The 18,249-nt window shown below is 73.7% G+C and carries 22 protein-coding genes and 2 pseudogenes; 13 read left to right on the forward strand and 11 right to left on the reverse strand.

The window, feature by feature from the left end:
* Positions 1–40: 40 nt before the first annotated feature.
* Positions 41–187, reverse strand: a complete 147-nt coding sequence (locus P0R35_RS00570) for a DUF8595 family protein (protein WP_284013304.1) — start codon at positions 185–187, stop codon at positions 41–43.
* A gap of 216 nt (positions 188–403) precedes the next feature.
* On the opposite strand from P0R35_RS00570, the gene P0R35_RS00575 reads away from it, so the two are divergent.
* From P0R35_RS00575 to P0R35_RS00595, 5 genes are all read left to right on the forward strand, one after another.
* On the forward strand, positions 404–754 hold the full coding sequence (locus P0R35_RS00575) for a DUF8134 family protein (protein ID WP_284014665.1): 351 nt from the start codon (positions 404–406) through the stop codon (positions 752–754).
* 63 nt (positions 755–817) lie between these two features.
* A complete protein-coding gene (locus P0R35_RS00580) occupies positions 818–2,584 on the forward strand; it encodes a nitrite/sulfite reductase (RefSeq protein WP_284013306.1) in 1,767 nt (588 codons plus the stop codon).
* Between the two features lie 8 nt (positions 2,585–2,592).
* Positions 2,593–2,880, forward strand: a complete 288-nt coding sequence (locus P0R35_RS00585; protein WP_284013308.1) for a DUF6360 family protein — start codon at positions 2,593–2,595, stop codon at positions 2,878–2,880.
* A gap of 141 nt (positions 2,881–3,021) precedes the next feature.
* A complete protein-coding gene (locus P0R35_RS00590; protein WP_284013309.1) occupies positions 3,022–3,258 on the forward strand; it encodes a hypothetical protein in 237 nt (78 codons plus the stop codon).
* A 56-nt stretch (positions 3,259–3,314) separates the two neighbouring features.
* The gene (locus P0R35_RS00595; protein ID WP_284013310.1) at positions 3,315–4,112 is read left to right on the forward strand and encodes an HpcH/HpaI aldolase family protein; all 798 of its coding nucleotides are present in this window, start codon (positions 3,315–3,317) and stop codon (positions 4,110–4,112) included.
* Positions 4,113–4,129: 17 nt separating this feature from the next.
* Here P0R35_RS00595 and P0R35_RS00600 read toward each other — a convergent pair whose 3' ends face one another.
* From P0R35_RS00600 to P0R35_RS00610, 3 genes are all read right to left on the reverse strand, one after another.
* Entirely contained in the window at positions 4,130–4,306 is a 177-nt protein-coding gene (locus P0R35_RS00600; RefSeq protein WP_284013311.1) for a DUF8178 family membrane protein, read from the reverse strand.
* A gap of 104 nt (positions 4,307–4,410) precedes the next feature.
* Positions 4,411–5,004 (reverse strand): DUF1684 domain-containing protein, encoded by a 594-nt coding sequence (locus tag P0R35_RS00605; RefSeq protein WP_284013313.1) that lies wholly within the window; start codon positions 5,002–5,004, stop codon positions 4,411–4,413.
* A 159-nt stretch (positions 5,005–5,163) separates the two neighbouring features.
* Positions 5,164–5,757: a DUF7282 domain-containing protein gene (locus tag P0R35_RS00610; protein ID WP_284013314.1), complete on the reverse strand. Its 594-nt coding sequence runs from the start codon at positions 5,755–5,757 to the stop codon at positions 5,164–5,166.
* A gap of 271 nt (positions 5,758–6,028) precedes the next feature.
* Between P0R35_RS00610 and P0R35_RS00620 the strand changes: the two are divergent.
* From P0R35_RS00620 to P0R35_RS00635, 4 genes and pseudogenes are all read left to right on the forward strand, one after another.
* A pseudogene (locus tag P0R35_RS00620) lies at positions 6,029–7,178 on the forward strand (threonine synthase); the annotation flags it as partial.
* A gap of 137 nt (positions 7,179–7,315) precedes the next feature.
* Positions 7,316–7,909, forward strand: a pseudogene (locus P0R35_RS16785) (DUF7972 family membrane protein); the annotation flags it as partial.
* Between the two features lie 193 nt (positions 7,910–8,102).
* Complete coding sequence (locus P0R35_RS00630; protein WP_284013318.1) at positions 8,103–8,447, forward strand: DUF7972 family membrane protein; 345 nt, start codon at positions 8,103–8,105, stop codon at positions 8,445–8,447.
* Between the two features lie 48 nt (positions 8,448–8,495).
* Positions 8,496–9,158, forward strand: coding sequence for a helix-turn-helix domain-containing protein (locus P0R35_RS00635; protein WP_284013319.1), 663 nt, complete (start codon positions 8,496–8,498; stop codon positions 9,156–9,158).
* Between the two features lie 47 nt (positions 9,159–9,205).
* Here P0R35_RS00635 and sucD read toward each other — a convergent pair whose 3' ends face one another.
* From sucD to P0R35_RS00650, 3 genes are all read right to left on the reverse strand, one after another.
* A complete protein-coding gene (gene sucD, locus P0R35_RS00640; protein ID WP_284013321.1) occupies positions 9,206–10,075 on the reverse strand; it encodes a succinate--CoA ligase subunit alpha in 870 nt (289 codons plus the stop codon).
* Entirely contained in the window at positions 10,072–11,217 is a 1,146-nt protein-coding gene (gene sucC / locus P0R35_RS00645) for an ADP-forming succinate--CoA ligase subunit beta (RefSeq protein ID WP_284013322.1), read from the reverse strand. The genes sucD and sucC overlap by 4 nt, the downstream gene beginning before the upstream one ends.
* Before the next feature lie 97 nt (positions 11,218–11,314).
* Positions 11,315–11,605, reverse strand: a complete 291-nt coding sequence (locus P0R35_RS00650) for a hypothetical protein (RefSeq protein ID WP_284013323.1) — start codon at positions 11,603–11,605, stop codon at positions 11,315–11,317.
* 119 nt (positions 11,606–11,724) lie between these two features.
* Between P0R35_RS00650 and P0R35_RS00655 the strand changes: the two genes are divergently transcribed.
* A complete protein-coding gene (locus P0R35_RS00655) occupies positions 11,725–12,687 on the forward strand; it encodes an NADPH:quinone reductase (RefSeq protein WP_284013325.1) in 963 nt (320 codons plus the stop codon).
* Between the two features lie 45 nt (positions 12,688–12,732).
* On the opposite strand, the gene P0R35_RS00660 is transcribed toward P0R35_RS00655, so the two are convergent.
* Together P0R35_RS00660 and P0R35_RS00665 are read right to left on the reverse strand one after the other, a co-directional pair.
* A complete protein-coding gene (locus P0R35_RS00660) occupies positions 12,733–13,296 on the reverse strand; it encodes a hypothetical protein (protein ID WP_284013326.1) in 564 nt (187 codons plus the stop codon).
* A gap of 68 nt (positions 13,297–13,364) precedes the next feature.
* A complete protein-coding gene (locus tag P0R35_RS00665) occupies positions 13,365–15,704 on the reverse strand; it encodes a bacterio-opsin activator domain-containing protein (RefSeq protein WP_284013327.1) in 2,340 nt (779 codons plus the stop codon).
* A gap of 379 nt (positions 15,705–16,083) precedes the next feature.
* On the opposite strand from P0R35_RS00665, the gene P0R35_RS00670 reads away from it, so the two are divergent.
* A complete protein-coding gene (locus P0R35_RS00670; protein WP_284013328.1) occupies positions 16,084–16,230 on the forward strand; it encodes a DUF7344 domain-containing protein in 147 nt (48 codons plus the stop codon).
* Positions 16,231–16,241: 11 nt separating this feature from the next.
* Here P0R35_RS00670 and P0R35_RS00675 read toward each other — a convergent pair whose 3' ends face one another.
* Positions 16,242–16,388: a DUF7563 family protein gene (locus P0R35_RS00675; protein ID WP_284013329.1), complete on the reverse strand. Its 147-nt coding sequence runs from the start codon at positions 16,386–16,388 to the stop codon at positions 16,242–16,244.
* Between the two features lie 155 nt (positions 16,389–16,543).
* Here P0R35_RS00675 and P0R35_RS00680 point away from each other — a divergent pair, with 155 nt between their 5' ends.
* Positions 16,544–16,918, forward strand: a complete 375-nt coding sequence (locus tag P0R35_RS00680) for a DsrE family protein (protein ID WP_284013330.1) — start codon at positions 16,544–16,546, stop codon at positions 16,916–16,918.
* A gap of 25 nt (positions 16,919–16,943) precedes the next feature.
* On the opposite strand, the gene P0R35_RS00685 is transcribed toward P0R35_RS00680, so the two are convergent.
* Positions 16,944–17,858 carry an HhH-GPD family protein gene (locus P0R35_RS00685; protein WP_284013331.1) on the reverse strand — a complete coding sequence of 305 codons (915 nt, stop codon included), beginning with the start codon at positions 17,856–17,858 and terminating at the stop codon, positions 16,944–16,946.
* 93 nt (positions 17,859–17,951) lie between these two features.
* Here P0R35_RS00685 and P0R35_RS00690 point away from each other — a divergent pair, with 93 nt between their 5' ends.
* Positions 17,952–18,248 (forward strand): hypothetical protein, encoded by a 297-nt coding sequence (locus P0R35_RS00690; protein WP_284013332.1) that lies wholly within the window; start codon positions 17,952–17,954, stop codon positions 18,246–18,248.
* Position 18,249 lies beyond the last annotated feature (1 nt).

Below are 18,249 nucleotides of genomic sequence, written 5' to 3' on the forward strand. Positions count from 1 at the left end.
CGCGACGACCCGCCCGACTGGCGGCACCGCGGCGACGGCGCTACTCCGCGTCGGCCGCGGGCTCCTCCGCCTCCTCGGAGAGGTGCTCCCACACCTCCGCACAGCCGCAGCCGTCCTCCAGGTCGTCGAGGTGGGAGGTGTCGACGTCGTCGTCGCCGTACCGCTCGTCGTCCGACTGTTCTGCCATCACGACGACCCACGGTCCCGACCGGCTTAACCGAGTCCGCAGGGTCAATCGTGTCCGACGCTCCCCGGTAGCGTACGGGGTTGCCGGTACCTCGCACGCCCCCCGTCGACGGAACCGACCGCGGGCGGCGCGATCCCCGGGGATCCCCCGTCACCGGAAGCGTCGGCGGTTGCGGACGACGGTGGGGGTATGGCTCGCCGCCGCCTCCCGCGGAGTATGGGCGTCGCCCTCCGGGTACTCGACGACGGCGCGTGGGTGTCGGTGAACGACGAGCGCCGGGTCAGCGTGAGCGAACTGTGGCGCGTCGCGGGCGCCGGTGACGGACGGGTCTGCGCGTGCGACTGCGCGGACTTCGTCGTCGAGGGGTTCACCGACGTCGGCGCCGACGGCCGCACCGTCACCGCCGACGTGTACGGCCAGTGTATCCGGTGTGGCGAGACGGCGAGCGTCGCTGGCCTCCCGGTCGGGCGCGTCGTCGACGGGACGTTCCGGCCGCTCGCGGCCGACGCGGTTCGGTCTCCCCGGGGCGGGTCGGCCGGCCGTGCAACGCTTGCCGGTTCCCGGTAGCGCCGGGGAGGATTGACGCGGCGACGCGCGTCATGTAGGTGGGGCGCGTGGATCGGTCCACGAATGCCCACGGACGTCGAGAACTGGAAGTCGGAGGTGTACGGCAACGAGATCAGGGAGCACCTGTTCGAGTTCGCCGAGGCGGGGTGGGAGTCGATCCCCGACGACGAACGCGACGCGTGGTTCGAGCGCTTCAAGTGGTGGGGACTGTACCACCAGCGGAACGGCCAGGAGAGCTACTTCATGATGCGGATCGGCACGCCGAACGGCGTGTTGGAGCCGGGACAGCTGGAGGTCGTCGCCGACGTCGCCGACGAGTACGCCCGCGGCCCCGCCGACAACCCCGAGTTCGGCGCGGCGTACTGCGACTGGACCACTCGTCAGTCGATCCAACTGCACTGGATCCGGCTGGAGGACGTCCCCGAGATCTTCGAGACGTTGGAGGCGAACGGCCTCTCGACCCAGCAGGCGTGTGGCGACTCCTGGCGCAACATCGTCGGCTGTCCCGTCGCCGGCAAGGACGCCAACGAGTTCGTCGACGCGCTCCCGGTCGCGCTCGACCTCCACGACACGTTCAAAGGCGACGAGGAGTACGCCAACCTCCCGCGCAAGTGGAAGGTGAGCGTCACCGGCTGCGAGGAGGGCTGCGGGCAGGGCGACATCAACGACCTCGCGTTCGAGCCGGCCGAGAAGGACGGCGTGAAGGGGTTCAACGTCCGCGTCGGCGGCGGCCTCTCGCGCAACGAACCCCGCCTCGCGCGCTCCATCGACGTGTTCGTCACGCCCGAGGAGGCACAGGAGGTGGCCGCGGGGCTGTCGGCGCTGTTCCGCGAGCACGGCGACCGCGAGGACCGCTACAACGCCCGGATGAAGTTCCTCACCGACGAGTGGGGCACCGAGAAGATCCGGCGGGTGCTGCAGGAGGAGTACGTCGACGTCGACCTCTCCACCGCGGGCGAGGACCTCCGCGACGAGTACACGTACAACTCCGGGCGCAACGACGCGGGCCACCACGACCACGTCGGCGTCCACGAGCAGCACGACGGCAACTACTACGTCGGCCTGAACGTGCTCGTCGGGCGGATGGGCGCCGCCGACACCCGTGAACTCGCGCGCATCGCCGACGAGTACGGCTCCGGCGAGGTGCGCCTCACCCAGCGCCAGAACGTCATCGTCACCGACGTGCCCGAGGCGAACCTCGACGGCCTGCTCGCGGAGGACCTCCTCGACACGTACGAGCCGGACCCGCACCCGTTCATGCGCGGCTCCATCGCCTGCACGGGGACGGAGTTCTGTTCGCTGTCCATCGTCGAGACGAAGAACCGGCAGGTGCGCTACGCCCGCTGGCTCAAGGACAACGTCGCGGTGCCCGCCGGCGTCGAGGACTTCCACATCCACCTGTCGGGCTGCACGGCGTCGTGTGCGCAGCCCCAGATCGCCGACATCAGCCTCCGCGGGATGAAGACCCGGAAGAACGGCGAGGCGGTCGAGGCGCTCGACATCGGCCTCGGCGGCGGCCTCGGCGCCGACCCGCGCTTCGCCGACTGGGTCGAACAGCGCGTCCCCGCCGACGAGGTGCCCGGCGCCATCGCGAACCTGCTCGCCACCTTCGCGGAGCGCCGCGAGGGCGACGAGTCGTTCCGCGACTTCGTCGAGCGCACCGACGAGGAGACGCTGGCCGCCCTCGTCGAGCCCGAGGAGACGGACTACGAGGACCCGTACATGCACAACACGAAGCTGACGTGGTACCCGTACGCCGACGCCGACGGGATGGACGACTCGCCGGCGCCCGCCCGCGCCGACGGAACACCCATCACCTCCGACGACTGAGCGAGTCCATGCCCGACCGCCTCATCCGCGTCAACGCCTACACCACGTTCGACCTGCTCGACGGCTTCGCGCGCGGCCACGACTTCGAGGAGGAGAGCGTCGCCGTGTTGAACGTCACGGCGCCCCGGGAGAACCCGCAGGAGGTCACGCTCGAACTCGAACTCGACAACAGCGGCCTCGACCACCTCCCCGCCCACGCCGAGGGGGTCACCCTGTCGGCGGCGGAGGCGCGGGAGCTCGCCGACGAACTGGAGACGTACGCCGCCCGCGTCGAGGCGGCCCGCGGCGACGAGTAGGCGCCCCGGCGCCCCGGCGCCGCGCGCGTCCGCGACCCGCCGACCGCCCCGTCGGCGACCGCACCGACCGCCGCGCTACCGGTTCTCACACCCGAGAGTCGGGGACGAACGCTTTTGGGTCCCGACCGGGGAGGGCGAGCCATGCTGGTCCGGGAGCGCGACGTCGTCGACTACCTCGGCATCTCGGTAGTGACGCTGCTCGCGTGGCTCCACTTCCCGTACCGCTTCGCGGTGTACACACAGCTCCAGTACTGGGCGTGGTGGCTCCAGCGGTGGGTGGACACCTCCCCCGAGCAGGCCGTCGGCGTCTCCGTCGTGGCGGTGGCGGCGGTCGGGGGCGCCTTCCTCGCGGGCATCGTCCGCTCGGCGTCGGCGTAGCGGCAGGCGAGCGGGGGTTCTCACGGCTTCATGTGACGCCGACGCGGAGCGTGCGCATGGACGACGACAGCGACGTGAGCGGCCTGCGCGCGACGCTCCGGTCGAACCCCGCGGGCCACTGGCTCTCGATCCCCTCCCCGCAGGTCGCCGAACGGCTCGCGCTCACCGACGCCGACTTCGTCGTGGTCGACACCGAACACGCCCCGACGGGGATCGAGTCGGTCGAGGCCGCGGTCCGGGCGGTCGACGCCGCGAACGCCCGCGACGCGGGCGGCGACACCGCCGACACCGCCGCGGTCGTCCGGGTCGCGTGGAACGACCACGTCCGGATCAAGCGCGTGCTCGACACCGGCGCCGCGGGCGTGATGGCGCCGCAGGTGAGTACCCCGGAGGCGGCCGAGGCGTTCGTCGCGGCGGCGCGGTACCCGCCCGCGGGTCGCCGCGGCGTCGCCGGCGCCCGCGCGTCGGCGTACGGGCGCGACCTTGACGACTACTACGGGCGCGCGAACCGGGAGGTGGCGACGATCGCGCAGGTGGAGACGGCCGAGGCGGTCGCGAACGCCGGCGCCATCGCCGCGGTCGACGGCCTCGACGCGCTGCTCGTCGGGCCGGCGGACCTCTCGGCGGACCTGGGGGTGTTCGGCGAGTACGGGGCCGACCGCTTCGTCGGGGCCGTCGAGGACGTGTTGGCGGCCAGCGAGGTGCCGGTGGGGACGCTGGCGACGTCGCCCGCGGAGGTGGAGCGGTGGGCGACGCTCGGGTTCGACTTCCAGATCGTCGGCGTCGACGCGGGCTACCTCGCGGCGGGGGCCGAGGCGGCGCTGGAGCGGTACGAGCGGGTCGGGGAGGAGTAGTCGGCCGGTCCGGCGGGTCAGACCGCGCGCCCGTCCTCGCTGGTGCCGAGGAGGTACGTGCCGTACGTGAGCAGCGCGGCCGCCGGGAGCAGCGCCAGCGTCGCGAGCTGGCTCGCCTGCGCCCCGAGCCCCGGGATGAACAGCACGGTGCCGACGAGCATGAGGACGCCGCCGATGATCGCGTTTCGCTCCATGCAGCGGTGTAGGGGGACGGCGCGTACTAAGGGTTACTTTTCGGGCGGCCCGCGTCGCCGGTTCTCGCGGCGGACGGCCCCGGCGGGGCCCGCCGCGGCGTCGCTCACAGCTCGGGGTCGCGTTCGCCCGCGGGGATCGCCACGTCAAGCCAGTTGTCCGTCGGGGGCAGCGGACACGCGAACGCCTCGGAGAACGCGCAGAAGGGCGTGTACGCGAGGTTGAAGTCCAGCGTCACCGCGTCGACGGCCGCGAGGTCGCCCTCCGGGTGGAGGTCCATGTAGCGGCCGCCGTCGTACGTCTGCTGCCCGGTCGTCTTGTCGCGGAACGGGAGGAACAGCGCGGCCGACCCCTGCGCGCGCAGCGCCGTGAGCGTCTGCTCGACCGGCTCGCCCGCGGCGTTCGGCACGGCGAACGACAGCGTCGCGACCGCGTGGAACCGTTCGGCGCTGCCGTTGCGGACCGTCAGCTCCACCGCGTCCGGGTCGTCGTGGACCTCGACGGCCGCCTCGACGCGGTAGGCGGGGTCGGGGGCGAAGTAGTCGAGCCCGTCGAAGTCGGCGCGGCGCTCGGGGGCGACCGGCGACTGCGGGTCGTCCGCGAGGAACGCGTCCTTCTCGGCGCGCATCTCGGCGAGGCGCTCGCGCCACGCCTCCTCGTCCGGGTCGTCGGTGTCGGCCGCGGTCGCCTCGTCGGTCATGGACGCCGCTTGCGCGCGCCGCGGGTTCAATCCCGCGTTCCGCGGCCGCCCTCGCCGAAGCGGCCGCTGGCGGCGCGAGCGCGCGGAGAAGTCGCGGACGACCCGGAGCCCCGGGCCGCGGTCGTCGAACGGGTCGGAGGCGGCGACGCGGCGGCGCGGTTACCGGCGCGCGAGCAGCGCGGCGCCCGCGAGCGCGACGAGCGCGGCCACGGCGCCGAAGCCGGGCCCGGTCGTCTCGGTGGCGCTCGCGGCCGACTCGGTCGTCGAGTCGGCGGACTCGGTCGCCGTCGCGGTCGGCGTCGCCGTCGCGGTGGCGGTCTCGGTCGTCTCGACGGTCACGTACGCCGTGTCGCCGATCGGCTGGCCGTTGTCGTTCGTGTACACCGGGTCGGCGGCGGCGTCGAACGTCTGCGAGCCGTTGTTGGCGTACACCTGTCCGATGACGACCTGACTGCGCGCCAGTTCGGGCGACACCTCGACGGTGACGTCCTCGTGGCTGCCGGCCTCGAGGTACTCGGAGCTGCCGACGACGCCGCCGGAGGCGTTCAGGACGACGACGAAGCCGCCGTCGGGGAGCGTCGCGGAGGCGACGACGACCGACTCGGCGCCGGACTGGTCGTCGACGGAGACGTCCGCGGTGGCGTTCGCGGTCTGTGCGGTCGCGGTGCCGGCGGCGAGGCCGCCCGCGAGGGCGACGGCGCCGACCAGCACGGAGAGCAGGACGAGCGCGGGGAGCGTGGTTCGTGCGTTCATGTGGGGAGACACTCACGGTGTACGGGACACCGGAGTGGGTCGAAGTCGACGACACGGACGAAAGAATCCGTCGCTCCCGAACGTGGAATACTGGCATACGGCGTGGGGATCGCTACCGAAACGCGGACCGGGATGTCGCCGCGACACCCGCCCGTGAGTCCGGGGTGACGTCGGCCGCCGGGGACCGCCTCGCGACGGGGGCGACCCGCCCGGCGGGCCGACAGGCCGTCGACGGCGCGGGGCTTTTGCTCGCGGCCCGCGGCCATCGCGTATGCGCTCGTGTTACGCCTGCGGCCGGACCGCCGAGGGGGCCAGCGGTGCGACTGCGGCGAGCCGCTGTGGTTCGACGCCGACGCCGCGGGGGTCGACTGGCCGGCCCGCGACGGCGTGTGGGCGTTCGCCGACCTCCTCCCGGTCGCCCGGCCGGCGGACGGGCTGGCCGCCGCCGCCGGGGGACGCCGCTGGTGCGAACTCCCGACCTCGACGTCGACGGCGCGCGAGTCCACGTGAAAGTGGAGGGGACGAACCCGACGGGCTCGTTCAAGGACCGCGGGAGCGCCGTCGGCGTCGCGGCCGCCCTCGCCGCCGGCACCGACGCCGTCGGCACCGTCTCCCACGGCAACATGGCCGCCTCGATGGCCGCCCACGCCGCCGGCGCCGACCTCGACTGCGTCGTGCTCGTCCCGGCGGACATCCCGACGGCGCGGCTCGAGCGGATCGCGACGTACGGTCCGCGGATCCTCCGCGTCGACGGCGACTACGGCCGGCTGTACCACGACGCGCTGGCACTCGGGCCGGCCGCGGGGGTCGAGTTCGTCAACTCCGACTCCCCCCTCCGCGTGGCCGGGCAGAAGACGACGACGCTGGAGCTGTTGCGCGCGTTCGCCGCGGGCGAGGCGGGCGCCGACGCGCCCGCCGCCCCCGACGCGGTCGTCATGCCGGTCAGCAGCGGCGGCCACGCCAGCGCCGCGTGGAAGGCGGTGCGCGAGGCGACGGCGGCGGGCCTGCTCGACGACCCGCCGCGGCTGTACTTCGTGCAGGCGGCCGCCTGTGCCCCGGTCGCCCGGGCGTACGCCCGCGGCGACGACGCGGTGACGCGGCTCGACGCCGACGCCGTCGGCGAGACGGTCGCGTACTCCATCGCGAACCCGGACCCGCCGAGCGGCACGCGCGCCCTCGCGGCCGCGCGCGACACCGGCGGCGCCGTCGTCGCCGTCGACGACGCGGCGATCCGCGACGCGCAGTGCGACCTCGCGGGCGCCGGCCTCCGCGTGGAGGCCGCCTCGGCGACGCCGCTGGCCGCGCTCCGGCGGCTCCGCGCCGAGGGGGCGGTCGACGCCGGCGAGCACGTCGCGTGCGTCGCCACCGGCGTCGGCTACGGCGGCGGGTCCATGAGCGTCGACGCCGAGACGGTGACGCGGGGGAACTCCGGGCGGCGCTCGGCGCCGAGTGAGCCGCGACCGCGCGCGACGGCGCGCCGCCGCCCCCGTTCGCGCCGGCCCGCGCGTGCCTGCCGGAGTCGCCCGGAGTTAAGCCGCCGGCGGTCGTGGCCCGGACGATGAGCGGGCCCTCGGAGCCGTCGGGGATCGACACGCCGGACCCGGCGGCCGACGCCGCGGTCGGCGCCGACGACAGCACCGCCGCCGGCGACGGCGACGACGCACCGGGCCTCCCGGACCGCTCGCCGTTCGCACGGCTACGCCGGTGGCTGCTGCTCACCGGCGACCGCCGGGCCGTCGCGGCGGCGCTGGTGCTCGTGGTGCCCGGCGTCGTGATCCCGCTGTCGGCGTACTCCGCGGTCGACGTGACCGTGCTGTTCACCCGCGCGAACACCGGCCGGCTGTTCGACACGTTCCTCTCGGGGGTGATCCTGCTCGTCTCCATCGTCGTCTCGGTCGCCTCCCTCGTCGTCTCCCAGGAGCTGTCCCCCGTCGGCCAGCAGCGCGACCGCATCGAGCGCGCCGCCCGGTTCCGCCGCGACACGGAGGACCTGCTGGAGACGAGCATGGCGCCCGCGAGCGTCGGGGCGTTCCTCCGGGCGGTCGCGGGCGCGGCGCTGTCGGCCGCGCAGGACCTCCGTGCGGCCGTCGAGGCGAACCCCGGCCACCCGGGGCTCGACGAGGCGACCGCCGGCGACCCGGCCGCGGAGGCCGAGCGCATCGTGGCGCTGGCGAACGCGGAGTCCGCCCGGACCGCGCGGTCGCTGGAGGGGCCGCGTCGGGCGGCATCGGCGTGTTGCTCGCGGCGCTGGAGTACGACTACGCCGCCCAACTGCACGGGCTCCGGGCGTTCCGCGCGCGCCGGGGGCGGAACTGCCCGCGGCCGCCGACGAGGCGGTCGGCGAGATGGAGGAGGCGCTCCAGCGGTTCGCCGCCGCCCGCGAGTTCGTGAAGTCGCTGTACTTCGAGCGGGAGTTCGCCCGGCTGGCGCGCGACCTCCTGCTCGTCTCCATCCCCGTCATCGTCTGCATCTCGTACGTCATCCTCGCGGTCGACGTCGCGCGGTTGGACGGCACCGTCCTCGGGCTGCCGACGGTGCTGGTGTTCATGACGGCCGCCTACGCCGTCTCGCTCGCGCCGTTCATGACGCTGGCCGCGTACGTGCTGCGCGCGGCGACGGTCGCGCTGCGGACGCTGTCGGCCGGCCCGTTCGTGTTGGGCACCGCCGGGGCGTTCGCCGACGACGAGTGAGCCGGGTCGACCGGATCCCCTTTGTGTTCAGGTGACAGAACCGCGACCGTGAGTCTCGTCGCCGAGTTCCGACTGGTCCACCCCGACATCCCGACCGTCGACGCCTTGGAGCGCACCGACGGGATGGAGCTCACGGCCGAGCAGGTGCTCGCCGACGACCCCGGGATGCCCATCGTGTTCTTCTGGGCCGATGGGGAGCGCTACGACGCGTTCGAGGCGGGCCTCGACGACGAGGCCGGCATCGCCGCGTGGGAGCGCATCGAGTCGCTGCCGTCCCGACGGTTCTACCGGGTCGACGTCGACGGCACCGAGTCGGTCGTCATCTACCCGACGGACCTGGCGGTCGGCGCCTCCCGGCTGGGCTTCTCGGCGACGGCCGCCGGCCTCGACGTGCGGATGCGCTTCCCCGACCGCGAGGCGATGCGGACGTACTTCGCGCGCTGTCGCGAGCAGGACATCGACGTGTCGCTCGCGCGGCTGTACGGGAGCGAGCACGACGACCCGTTCCCCGGCGTCTCCGAGAAACAGCGCGAGGCGCTGTGCGCCGCCGTCGAGGCGGGCTACTTCCGCGTCCCGCGGGAGGCGGACCTCGCCGCGGTCGCCGCGGAGCTGGGCGTGTCGACGCAGTCGGCCAGCGAGCGGCTCCGCCGCGGAACCGCGGCGCTGGTCGGCGATGCGTTCGGCGCGGACGAGCCCCGCGACGGGTCGTAGCGACCGAAGAAGGGTCCGGCGGCGAGCCGCCGGCGGGCGGGGCGGCGTTACAGGAAGTCCTCGATGTGGTCGGCGACCTCGTTGGGCGTGTCGCCGACGGGGACGCCCGCGTCGTTGAGCGCGCCGATCTTCGACTCGGCGGTGCCGGTGCCGGAGCCGGAGACGATGGCGCCGGCGTGGCCCATGCGCTTGCCCGGCGGGGCGGTGCGCCCGGCGATGAAGCCGGCGACGGGCGTGTCCATGTGCTCCGCGATGAACTTCGCGGCCTGCTCCTCGTCCTCGCCGCCGATCTCGCCGCACATGACGACGGCGTCGGTGTCGGTGTCGGCCTCGAACGCCTCCAGCGCGTCGACGAAGGAGGTCCCGATGATCGGGTCCCCGCCGATGCCGATGGCGGTGGTCTGGCCGATGCCGCGCTCGGTGAGGTTCGAGACGACCTGGTACGTCAGGGTGCCCGAGCGGGAGACGAGGCCGACGTTGCCGGCCTCGAAGATGTTGCCCGGGAGGATGCCCAGCTTCGCCTCGCCGGGGGTGATGATGCCGGGGCAGTTCGGGCCCAGCAGGCGCGTGTCGACCTCCGAGAGGCGCTTGTTCACCTTGGCCATGTCCTGCGTCGGGATGCCCTCGGTGATGGCGACCACGAGGTCGAGGTCGGTGTCGAGCGCCTCGAAGACGGCGTCGCCGGCGAACGCCGGCGGGACGAACACGACCGAGGCGTCGGCGTCCTCGGCGTCGACGGCCTCGTCGACGGTGTCGTAGACGGGGACGCCGGCGACCTCCTGGCCGCCCTTCCCGGGCACCGCGCCCGCGACGACGTTCGTGCCGTACTCCAGCATCTGTTCGGTGTGGAACTTGCCTTCCCCGCCCGTGATGCCCTGCACCACGACGCGAGTGTCGTCGTCGACGAAGATACTCATTGGGTCACCTCCTCAGCGTTCTTGACTGCACGTTGGACCGCGTCCTCGAGGGTGCTCTCGACCTGCACGAGGTCCTCGTTGAGGATCTCCATCCCCTCGGCGGCGTTCGTCCCCGCGAGGCGGACGACGACCGGCTTGGGGATCTCGTCGAACTGCGCCAGCGCCTCGTTGATCCCCTTGGCGACCTCGTCGCCGCGGGTGATCCCGCCGAAGATGTTGAACACGACCGAGTCGACGTTCTCGTCGGCGAACACCATCTCCAGCGCGTTCGCGACGCGCTCGGCCTTGGCGCCGCCGCCGATGTCGAGGAAGTTGGCGGGCGCGCCGCCGTAGTAGTCGACGAGGTCGAGCGTCGTCATCACGAGCCCGGCGCCGTTGCCGATGATGCCGACGTTGCCCGACAGGCGGACGTAGTCGAAGCCGTACTCGTTGGCCTTCGCCTCCAGCTCGTCGCCGGCGGCCTCGTCCTCCATCTCGGCGAGTTCGGGCTGGCGGAACAGCGCGTCCTCGTCGATGTTCATGACGGCGTCGGCCGCGACGACCTCCCGGTCGCCCGTGATCATCACGGGGTTGATCTCGACCTCGGAGGCGTCCTTCGACTCGTACAGGTCGTACAGCGTCGTGAGGATCGAGGCGACGTCCATCGCGACGTCCTTCGGGATGCCGGCCTCGAACACGACCTTGCGGGCCTGATACGGGTGCAGGCCGAACGCGGGGTCGATGTGCTCGCGGGCGATCTTCTCGGGCGTCTCCTCGGCGACCGACTCGATGTCGACGCCGCCCTCGGTCGACACCATCGCGACGGGCTCGCCCTCGCCGCGGTCCATCGTGATGCCGACGTACAGCTCGTTCTCGAAGTCGACGCCGGCCTCGACGAGGACCTTGTCGACGGTGTACCCCTTGAGGTCCATCCCGAGGATGGACTCGGCGGCCTCGCGCGCCTCCGCCTCGCTCGTGGCGATCTCGATACCCCCGGCCTTCCCACGTCCGCCGACGTGGACCTGCGCCTTGATGGCGGCCGGATACCCGATCTCGTCGACCGCGTCCATGACCTCCTCCACCGTGGACGCGAGCCGCGAGTCCGGGGTCGGGATCCCGGCGTCGGCGAAGACCTGCTTCGCCTGATACTCGTGAAGTCTCATGCGTTCGAATACCGACGCCTCTCCGGGTTAAATCCCGCCGGTTCCGGTCGCGTCCGCCGCCGCCGCCACCCCGTCGCGACGGGGCGGCTCACGCCGTCTACGACCGCTCTGCGAGCACCTGCCCGACGCCCGCGAGCCCCAGCCCCGCGACGCTCGCGAGGAACGGCCACAGCACGAGCGGCTGGAGCGTCTTCCGGTTGCAGCCGTCGGTGTACGTCAGGGTCGGCGGCCACGACTGCACGCCGGTGATCGCGTAGTCGGCGAGCGCGACGGGGTCGAGGCAGGCGGCCTCCGTCGAGGCGGCCACCGGGCCGAGGACGACGTACGCGACCGCCCAGACGAGCAGCCCGGCGCCGAACAGGGTCGCGCCGGCGTGCCGGAGGGACATACCCGACGGCTACCGCGGGCGACGGTTTCACTCCACCGGTCGCGGGAGCCGCGACCGTCCGGTGCCCGTCGCTGCCGCGGCCGCGCGGAGTTAAGTCGCCGGCGCGGGACGTGTCGCCCATGCGCGCAGTCCGCTTCCACGAACACGGCGACGAATCGGTACTGGCGGTGGAGGAGGTCGACCGACCCGAGCCGGCGCCCGACGAGGTGCTCGTCGAGGTCGCCGCGGCCGGCGTCAACCCCGTGGACACGTACTTCCGCGAGGGGTCGTACGAGCCGTACGGCCTCCCGGCGATCCCCGGCGTCGACGCGGCGGGCACGGCCGTCGAGGTGGGGAGCGAGGTCGCGGGCGTCGAGGTCGGCGACCCGGTGTTCGCGACCGGCCTCTCCTCGACGATGCCCGGCGGCTACGCCGAGTTCGTCGCGGTGCCCGACGACCGCCTCGCGGTGCTCCCCGGGGGCGCCGACCTCGTCGCCGCCGGCGGCGCGGGCGTCGCCGCGGTCACGGCGTGGCGGGCGCTCGTCCAGCACGCGACCCTCCGGCCCGCCGAGACCGTCCTGATCCACGGCGGCTCCGGCGGCGTCGGTCACGTCGCCGTGCAGGTCGCCGCCGCGACCGGCGCCCGCGTCGTCGCGACCGCCGCCGAGGGGTACCACGACGAGGTCGCGGCCCTCGGCGCCGACGCGGTGCTCGACTACGACCGCGACGACCTCGCCGAGGCCGTCGGCGAGGCCGCCGGCGACGACGGCGTCGACGTGATCCTCGACCACCGGCTCGACGAGTACCTCGGCTTCGACGCCGAGGTCGCCGCACAGGGCGCCCGCGTCGTCGGCATCGGCGAGAACGACCCGGCGATCGGGTTCCCCAACTCGGCGGCGGCCCGCGGGAAGGACCTCTCCGTGCAACTGATGTCGATGTTCAACACGCCGAGCCTCGCGGACGCGCTCGCGGACGTGGCCACCCTGTGGGGCGACGACATCGAGGTCCGGGTCGCCCACAGCTACGACCTGGCGGGCGCCGCGGAGGCCCAGCGCGCGGTGATGACCGACAGCTTCCTCGGGAAGCTCGTGATCGAGCCGTAGGCGGCTACAGCGTCGCCGTCTCCGGGTCGGCGGCGTCGAGCGCGGTCACGTCGCAGTAGGCGGCGTCCGCCGGGACGTACACCCGCATGTCGAGGTCGCGGCGCTCGCCGGCGTCGACGCCGAACTGCCGGCTCTCCACCTTCCACGTGGCGGTGCCGTCCCCGTCGTAGAACACCAGTCGGACGACGCCGTCGCCGGCGTCGCCCTGGTTGACGAGCGTCCCCCTGAGCGCGACCGTCCCGTCGGCGTGCTCCCGACGGCGCCGTCGAGCGGTTCGCCGTCGGCTTCCAGCCGGGCGTTCGCGAGGTGGAGCCGGTCGCTGGCCTCGCGCAGCGAGTCGCGGTACACGCGGAGGCGGTTCTCGACCCCCTCGGCCCAGCGGTCCGCGTCGCCGTCGAGGTACTCGCGCACCGCGAGCACCCGGCCGTCGATGTCGTCGACCAGCGAGGCACGGCCGCTCCGGTCGCGCCGGGCGTACTCCGCGAGCAGGTCGCGGATCTCGTCGAGGTGGGCGGGGACCTCCTCGTCGTTGTCGGCGTCGCGCTCGATGCGGTCGAGCATGTCGTACACGTCGATGACCGGCGGCAGGTCGCCGTCCGTCTCGGACATACCCGCGGTAGGGGCGCGAGCCGGCTAAAGCCACGGCCACAGCGCACAAGTGGGGCCGATCCGGGGGGTCAGCCGTCGCCGAACACCGCCGCGAACACCTTCCGTTGGCCCTTCCGCAGGTGCTGGTGGAGCGTCGGCGCGGCGATGTCGAGCGAGTCGGCCACCTCCTGGGCGGTCGCGTCGCGCGGCCACGAGAAGTAGCCCGCGTGGTACGACGCCGCCAGCGCCGCGCGCTGGCGCTCGGTCAGGGCGGCCACCGTCGCGCCCACGCGGTCGTCCGTGCGCTCCACCTGCTGGCGCCGCACCAGCGACGCGGCCGGGTACGTCTCCCGCATCGCGTCGATCACGACCCGCGCGTCCGTGCTCGGCGAGATCGCCACGGTGAGGCGGTAGTCGCCGTCCTCGACGACCGCCTCCTCGATCGCGCCGCCGTGGGCGGCGATCGCCGACAACACCGGCAGCCCCGTCACGGTCAGCTCGAAGCGGCGCCGGTCGCCGTCGGCGCGCACCGTCAGGCGGTCGTACAGCGGGAGCGACTCGACCAGCTCCTCCAGCGTCGCCACGCCGGCGCCCGTCGTCGTCCCGAACACCACGAACGCCTCGTCGCCGAGCGGGACGGCGTGGTCGAACCGGATCGCGTCGGGCGACGGCGTCACGACCGACGAGTCGAACACGTCCTCGACGAGGAACTCGAGCTCGACGACCTCGTCGCTCAACAGCGCGCGCTTGCGGTCGAGGGCGGCGATCGCGTGCCCCACCACCTCGCCGAGTTGGGCGACGACGGCCCGTTCGCGGTCCACGAACGCCCGCTCGCGCTCGGAGTAGACGTTCAACACCCCGTAGACGGTCCCCTCGTGGACGATCGGGATCGACGCCGCCGACCGGTAGCCGTGGGCGGCCGCCTGCGCGGCCCACGGCTCGTGTCGCGGGTCGGCGTCCGCGTGCTGGGTCGTCTGGATCGTGCCCGTTCGGTAGGCGCGCCCCGCCGGCCCCCGGCCGCGCTCGTCGTCCGGGTCGACGGACACCGTCACCTCCTCCACGTACGCCTCGGCGCCGGCCGCCGCGCGCGGGCGGATCTCCTTGCTCGCGGCGTCGGCCTCGCCGATCCACGCGAACAGGTACGAGTCGGCCGCCGCCAGCCGTTCGCAGGTGACGCGTTCGATCTCCTCGCGACTGGACCGGTCGACGACCGCCCGCGACACCTCCCGGACCACGCGGTTGAGGCTGTTGAGCGCGCCGAGTTGGTTCCGCCGTCGCTCGCGCTCGCGCCGGTGGCGGGCGCGGACGACCGCCGAGGCGAGCACGTTCGCGACCGACTGGACGAACGCCGCGTCGTGGTCGGCGAGGTCCGCCGGCTCGGTGTCGTGGGTGCCGAGGATCCCCCACGGCGACTCCGGCGGACCGACGATCGTGCTGATCCCGCTGCGGACGCCGTGGTCGCTGAGCAGCGCGGGCCCGCCGAACCGCGTCTCCGTCGCCAGGTCCTCCACGACGACCGGCTCCTCGGTCGCCAGCGTGTACGCCGCCTGCGAGTCGTCCTCGACCGCCGACACCGTCGCCGAGCCGACGATCCCCTCGTCCCACCCCACGCCCTGTCGCAACAGGAGCTCCTCGCCGTCGTCGTCGAGGTCGAGCACCTTGCAGTAGGCGTTGTCGAGGGTGTCGGCCACCACGCGGGTCGCCTCGGCGAACAGGTCGTCGAGGGCCTCGGGGTCGTCGAGGTCGAGCGCGCGCTGGCCCAACGCGGCGACCGCCTGCTGTTGGGCGATCCGCTCCTCGAGCTCCCGCCGGTACGCCCGGCGCTGTGTCACCTCCTGAGACATCCCCAGCGCCTCGAACACCTCGCCGTCGTCGTCGCGGACGGGGTAGAAGTGGAAGCGGTACACCCGGTCGTCGATCGACGCCTCGAACACGGCGGCGTCCCCGGCGAGCGCCCGCTCGTACCCCGGGACCACGACGCTCGCGACCTCCGACGGCAGCGCCGACGCGACCGGCTCGCCCTCGAGGTCCGCGGGCGTCACGTCGGTGTCCCCCTCGACGGTGCCGCCGAACGTGGTGTACCGCAGGTCCTCGTCGACGAGCGCGAGCGCGCCGTTCGGGAACTGCTCGACGAGCGTGCGGTGCTGGTGTCTCGTCCGGTCGCGCCGTCCGTCGGCGTCGTCCCCGTCGTCCCGGGCGGCGTCGGCCGTCCCGTCGGCCTCGACGGCCCGCCACCAGACGCGGCCGCCGGAGCCGACCTTCTTCGTCTCGAGGTGGCCGTCGTCGGCCAACCGCCGCAGGCGACCGTACGCTCCCCGGCGACCGACGTCGAGCCGTTCGGCGACCTCGCTCGTCGTCAGCGGGTGTCCGCGGCGACGGAACGCCGCCAGCGTCTCGCGGTTCGCCCGCGAGGTGACGTGGGGGGGCATCGCACCCAACCGCGTGGCCCGCGGTGGTGAATGTTCCGCCGCCGGAGTCAACGCGCCACCCACCGTGCAGCCATCCGGCCGGACCTCGTCGTCGTCCGGTCGCCACCCGGTCGCCGACGGCGGCGAGGATACCTACACAGTTCGCCCCCGACCTTAGGCGCCGGGCCGTGCTTCGTGGATCCATGCCCGCGGACGAGACACTCCCCGGCTCGACCGACCGACCCCGCACCCGCGGGGACCCGACCGACGTCCCTCCGGCGCTGGCCGGACTCGACGAGAGCGACCGTCACCGGGTGCTCGCGTCCGCCCGGCGGCGGCACGTGCTGTCGGTGTTGTCGGGGCGGACGCCCCCGTCCCCCTCGCGGCGCTGGCGGCGGCCGTGGTCGCGCGCGAACCCGACGCCGACCCCGCCGCGGACGCGGCCCGACGCGACGCCGCGATCTCGTTGCACCACGTCCACCTCCCGCTGCTCGCCGACTTCGGGCTCGTCGAGTACGACGCCGGCGAGAACGTGGTCCGCGGCTGAGGCGCCCGCGGTCAGTTCTTCTTCGCGCGGACGGTCTTCCCGCGTCGAACCATGTCCTCGCAGTGGGGACACGCCCGGGGCTGGGCGACGCCCTCCGGCTCGAACACCTTCACGTACCGTTCGGTGACGAAGGACTGGCAGTTCTGGCAAGTGGGCATACGACCCCGGCGGGGCACCGCGAATAAACGAATTACGGTCGACGGCGTCCGGGTCACCCCCTGACACGCGACGGTCGCACACGCGTGTCGCCGGCGTCGCCGCCCGGCCGGAATCGACGGCGGGGTTCACGCGTCGCGGGCGCCTGCGTCCACCCATGCGAACCGCGCTGCACTGCTCGGCCGGCGACGTCGACGACCGGCGGCACGCGCTCGCCAACGCGGCGAACCTCCTGGGCGACGACACGGTCGCGCTCGACGCGCTGGTCGTCGTGTTCAACGGCGACGGCGTCGGCGCCGTCCGCGCCGACTCGCCCGTCGCCGACGACGTGCGCGGCCTGCTCGCGCGGACGCCCGAGGAGACGGCCGCACCCGACGCGCCGACGGTCGAGGTGTGCGCGTGCGGGAACTCGCTGGCCGGGCGCGACATCCCCGCGGACGAACTCGTGTACGGCGTCGACGTCGTCTCCAGCGGGATGGGCGAGTTGACCCGGCGGCAGGCCGACGGCTACGCGTACATCCGGGTGCCGTAGCGTCGCCGGCGCCCCCGCGCTCGCCTCACCGGCGCAGCGAGGCGACCGTCTCGCCGTCGCGCTCCTCGACCGCGACGAGGCCGTCGTCCGCGAGGTCGCCGACGAGGTCGCGGAGCCACGCGCGAGACCCCTCGCCGTCGCCGTCGGGGCTGTAGTCGACGCGGATCCGCGGCCCCAAGGCGTCGAGCGCGAGCGCGTCGTGGTTGCCGAGCGCGCGCACGACCTTCCCGCGCATCTGCCGGCGGCTCCCCTCGAAGCTCGGCTGCTCGGGCACGTCCGGCGCGGTGAAGTCGCCCGTCTCGTAGGCGCGACACCAGCGCCGCCACGGACAGCCCGCCTCGTCACACCGCGGCGACTGGCCGCAGGCGACGCCGCCCAGCTCCATGATCGCGTTGTTCCACACGCGCGACTCGCCGGCGGGCATGAGGTCGCTCGCGGCCGCGGCGAACGCCGCGTCGTCGTCGGGGACGCCGAACGCGCGGTGGAGCACGCGCTTGACGTTCGTGTCGACCACCGCGTCGCCGTTGTCGAACGCGAACGAGGCGACCGCGTTCGCGGTGTACGGGCCGACGCCCATCAGCTCCTGTAGCTCGTCGGGATCCGTCGGGAACGCGCCGTCGTACGCCTCGACGACCTGCGTGGCGGCCTCGTGGAGGTACTTCGCGCGGTTGTTGTAGCCGAGCGAGTGGCCCGACCAGAAGGAGACCACGTCGCCGCGGTCGGCCGCCGCGAGCGCCTCCACCGTCGGCCACGTGTCGAGGAAGTCGGCGTACGCCTCCTCCACCCGGGAGAGTTGCGTCTGCTGGCTCATCACCTCCGAGACGAGGATCCGGTAGGCGTCGTCGGTGCGGCGCCACGGGAAGTCGCGGTGGTCGGCCTCGTACCACGCGACGAGCGCCTCCCGCACGGCGTCGCGGTCGTCGGGGAGGTGGTCCGTCATCGTCGGAGACCGGGCCGCGGGGCGAAAAGCGCTGACGGTTCGCCCCCCGGGACGACACAAACGCTTTGTCGTCCCCGGCGGTTCGTGGCGACGATGCGACAGGATCTGGTCCTCGCCTCGCTGCTCGCGGGGCTCGCCGTCGCGGTCCTCCCCGCGGTGTTGACGTTCTACCTCGCCGCCGGGCCGACGATGTGGCTGGCGACCGGCGTCGTCGTCGCCGCGTTCGGGGTCGGCGTCGCGTACACCGCCGACGACCGCGACGCGGACGACGCACCCGCGGCGGCACAGAAGACGAACTGCCCGGACTGCGGGTCGCGCGTCCCCGTCGCCGACGCGGCCTGCGACTACTGCGGGGCCGCGCTCGACGCCCGCGACGACGACGGAGCGTAAC

Origin of the sequence: Halobaculum litoreum, from assembly GCF_030127125.1 — an archaeon.
Lineage (GTDB): Archaea > Halobacteriota > Halobacteria > Halobacteriales > Haloferacaceae > Halobaculum > Halobaculum litoreum.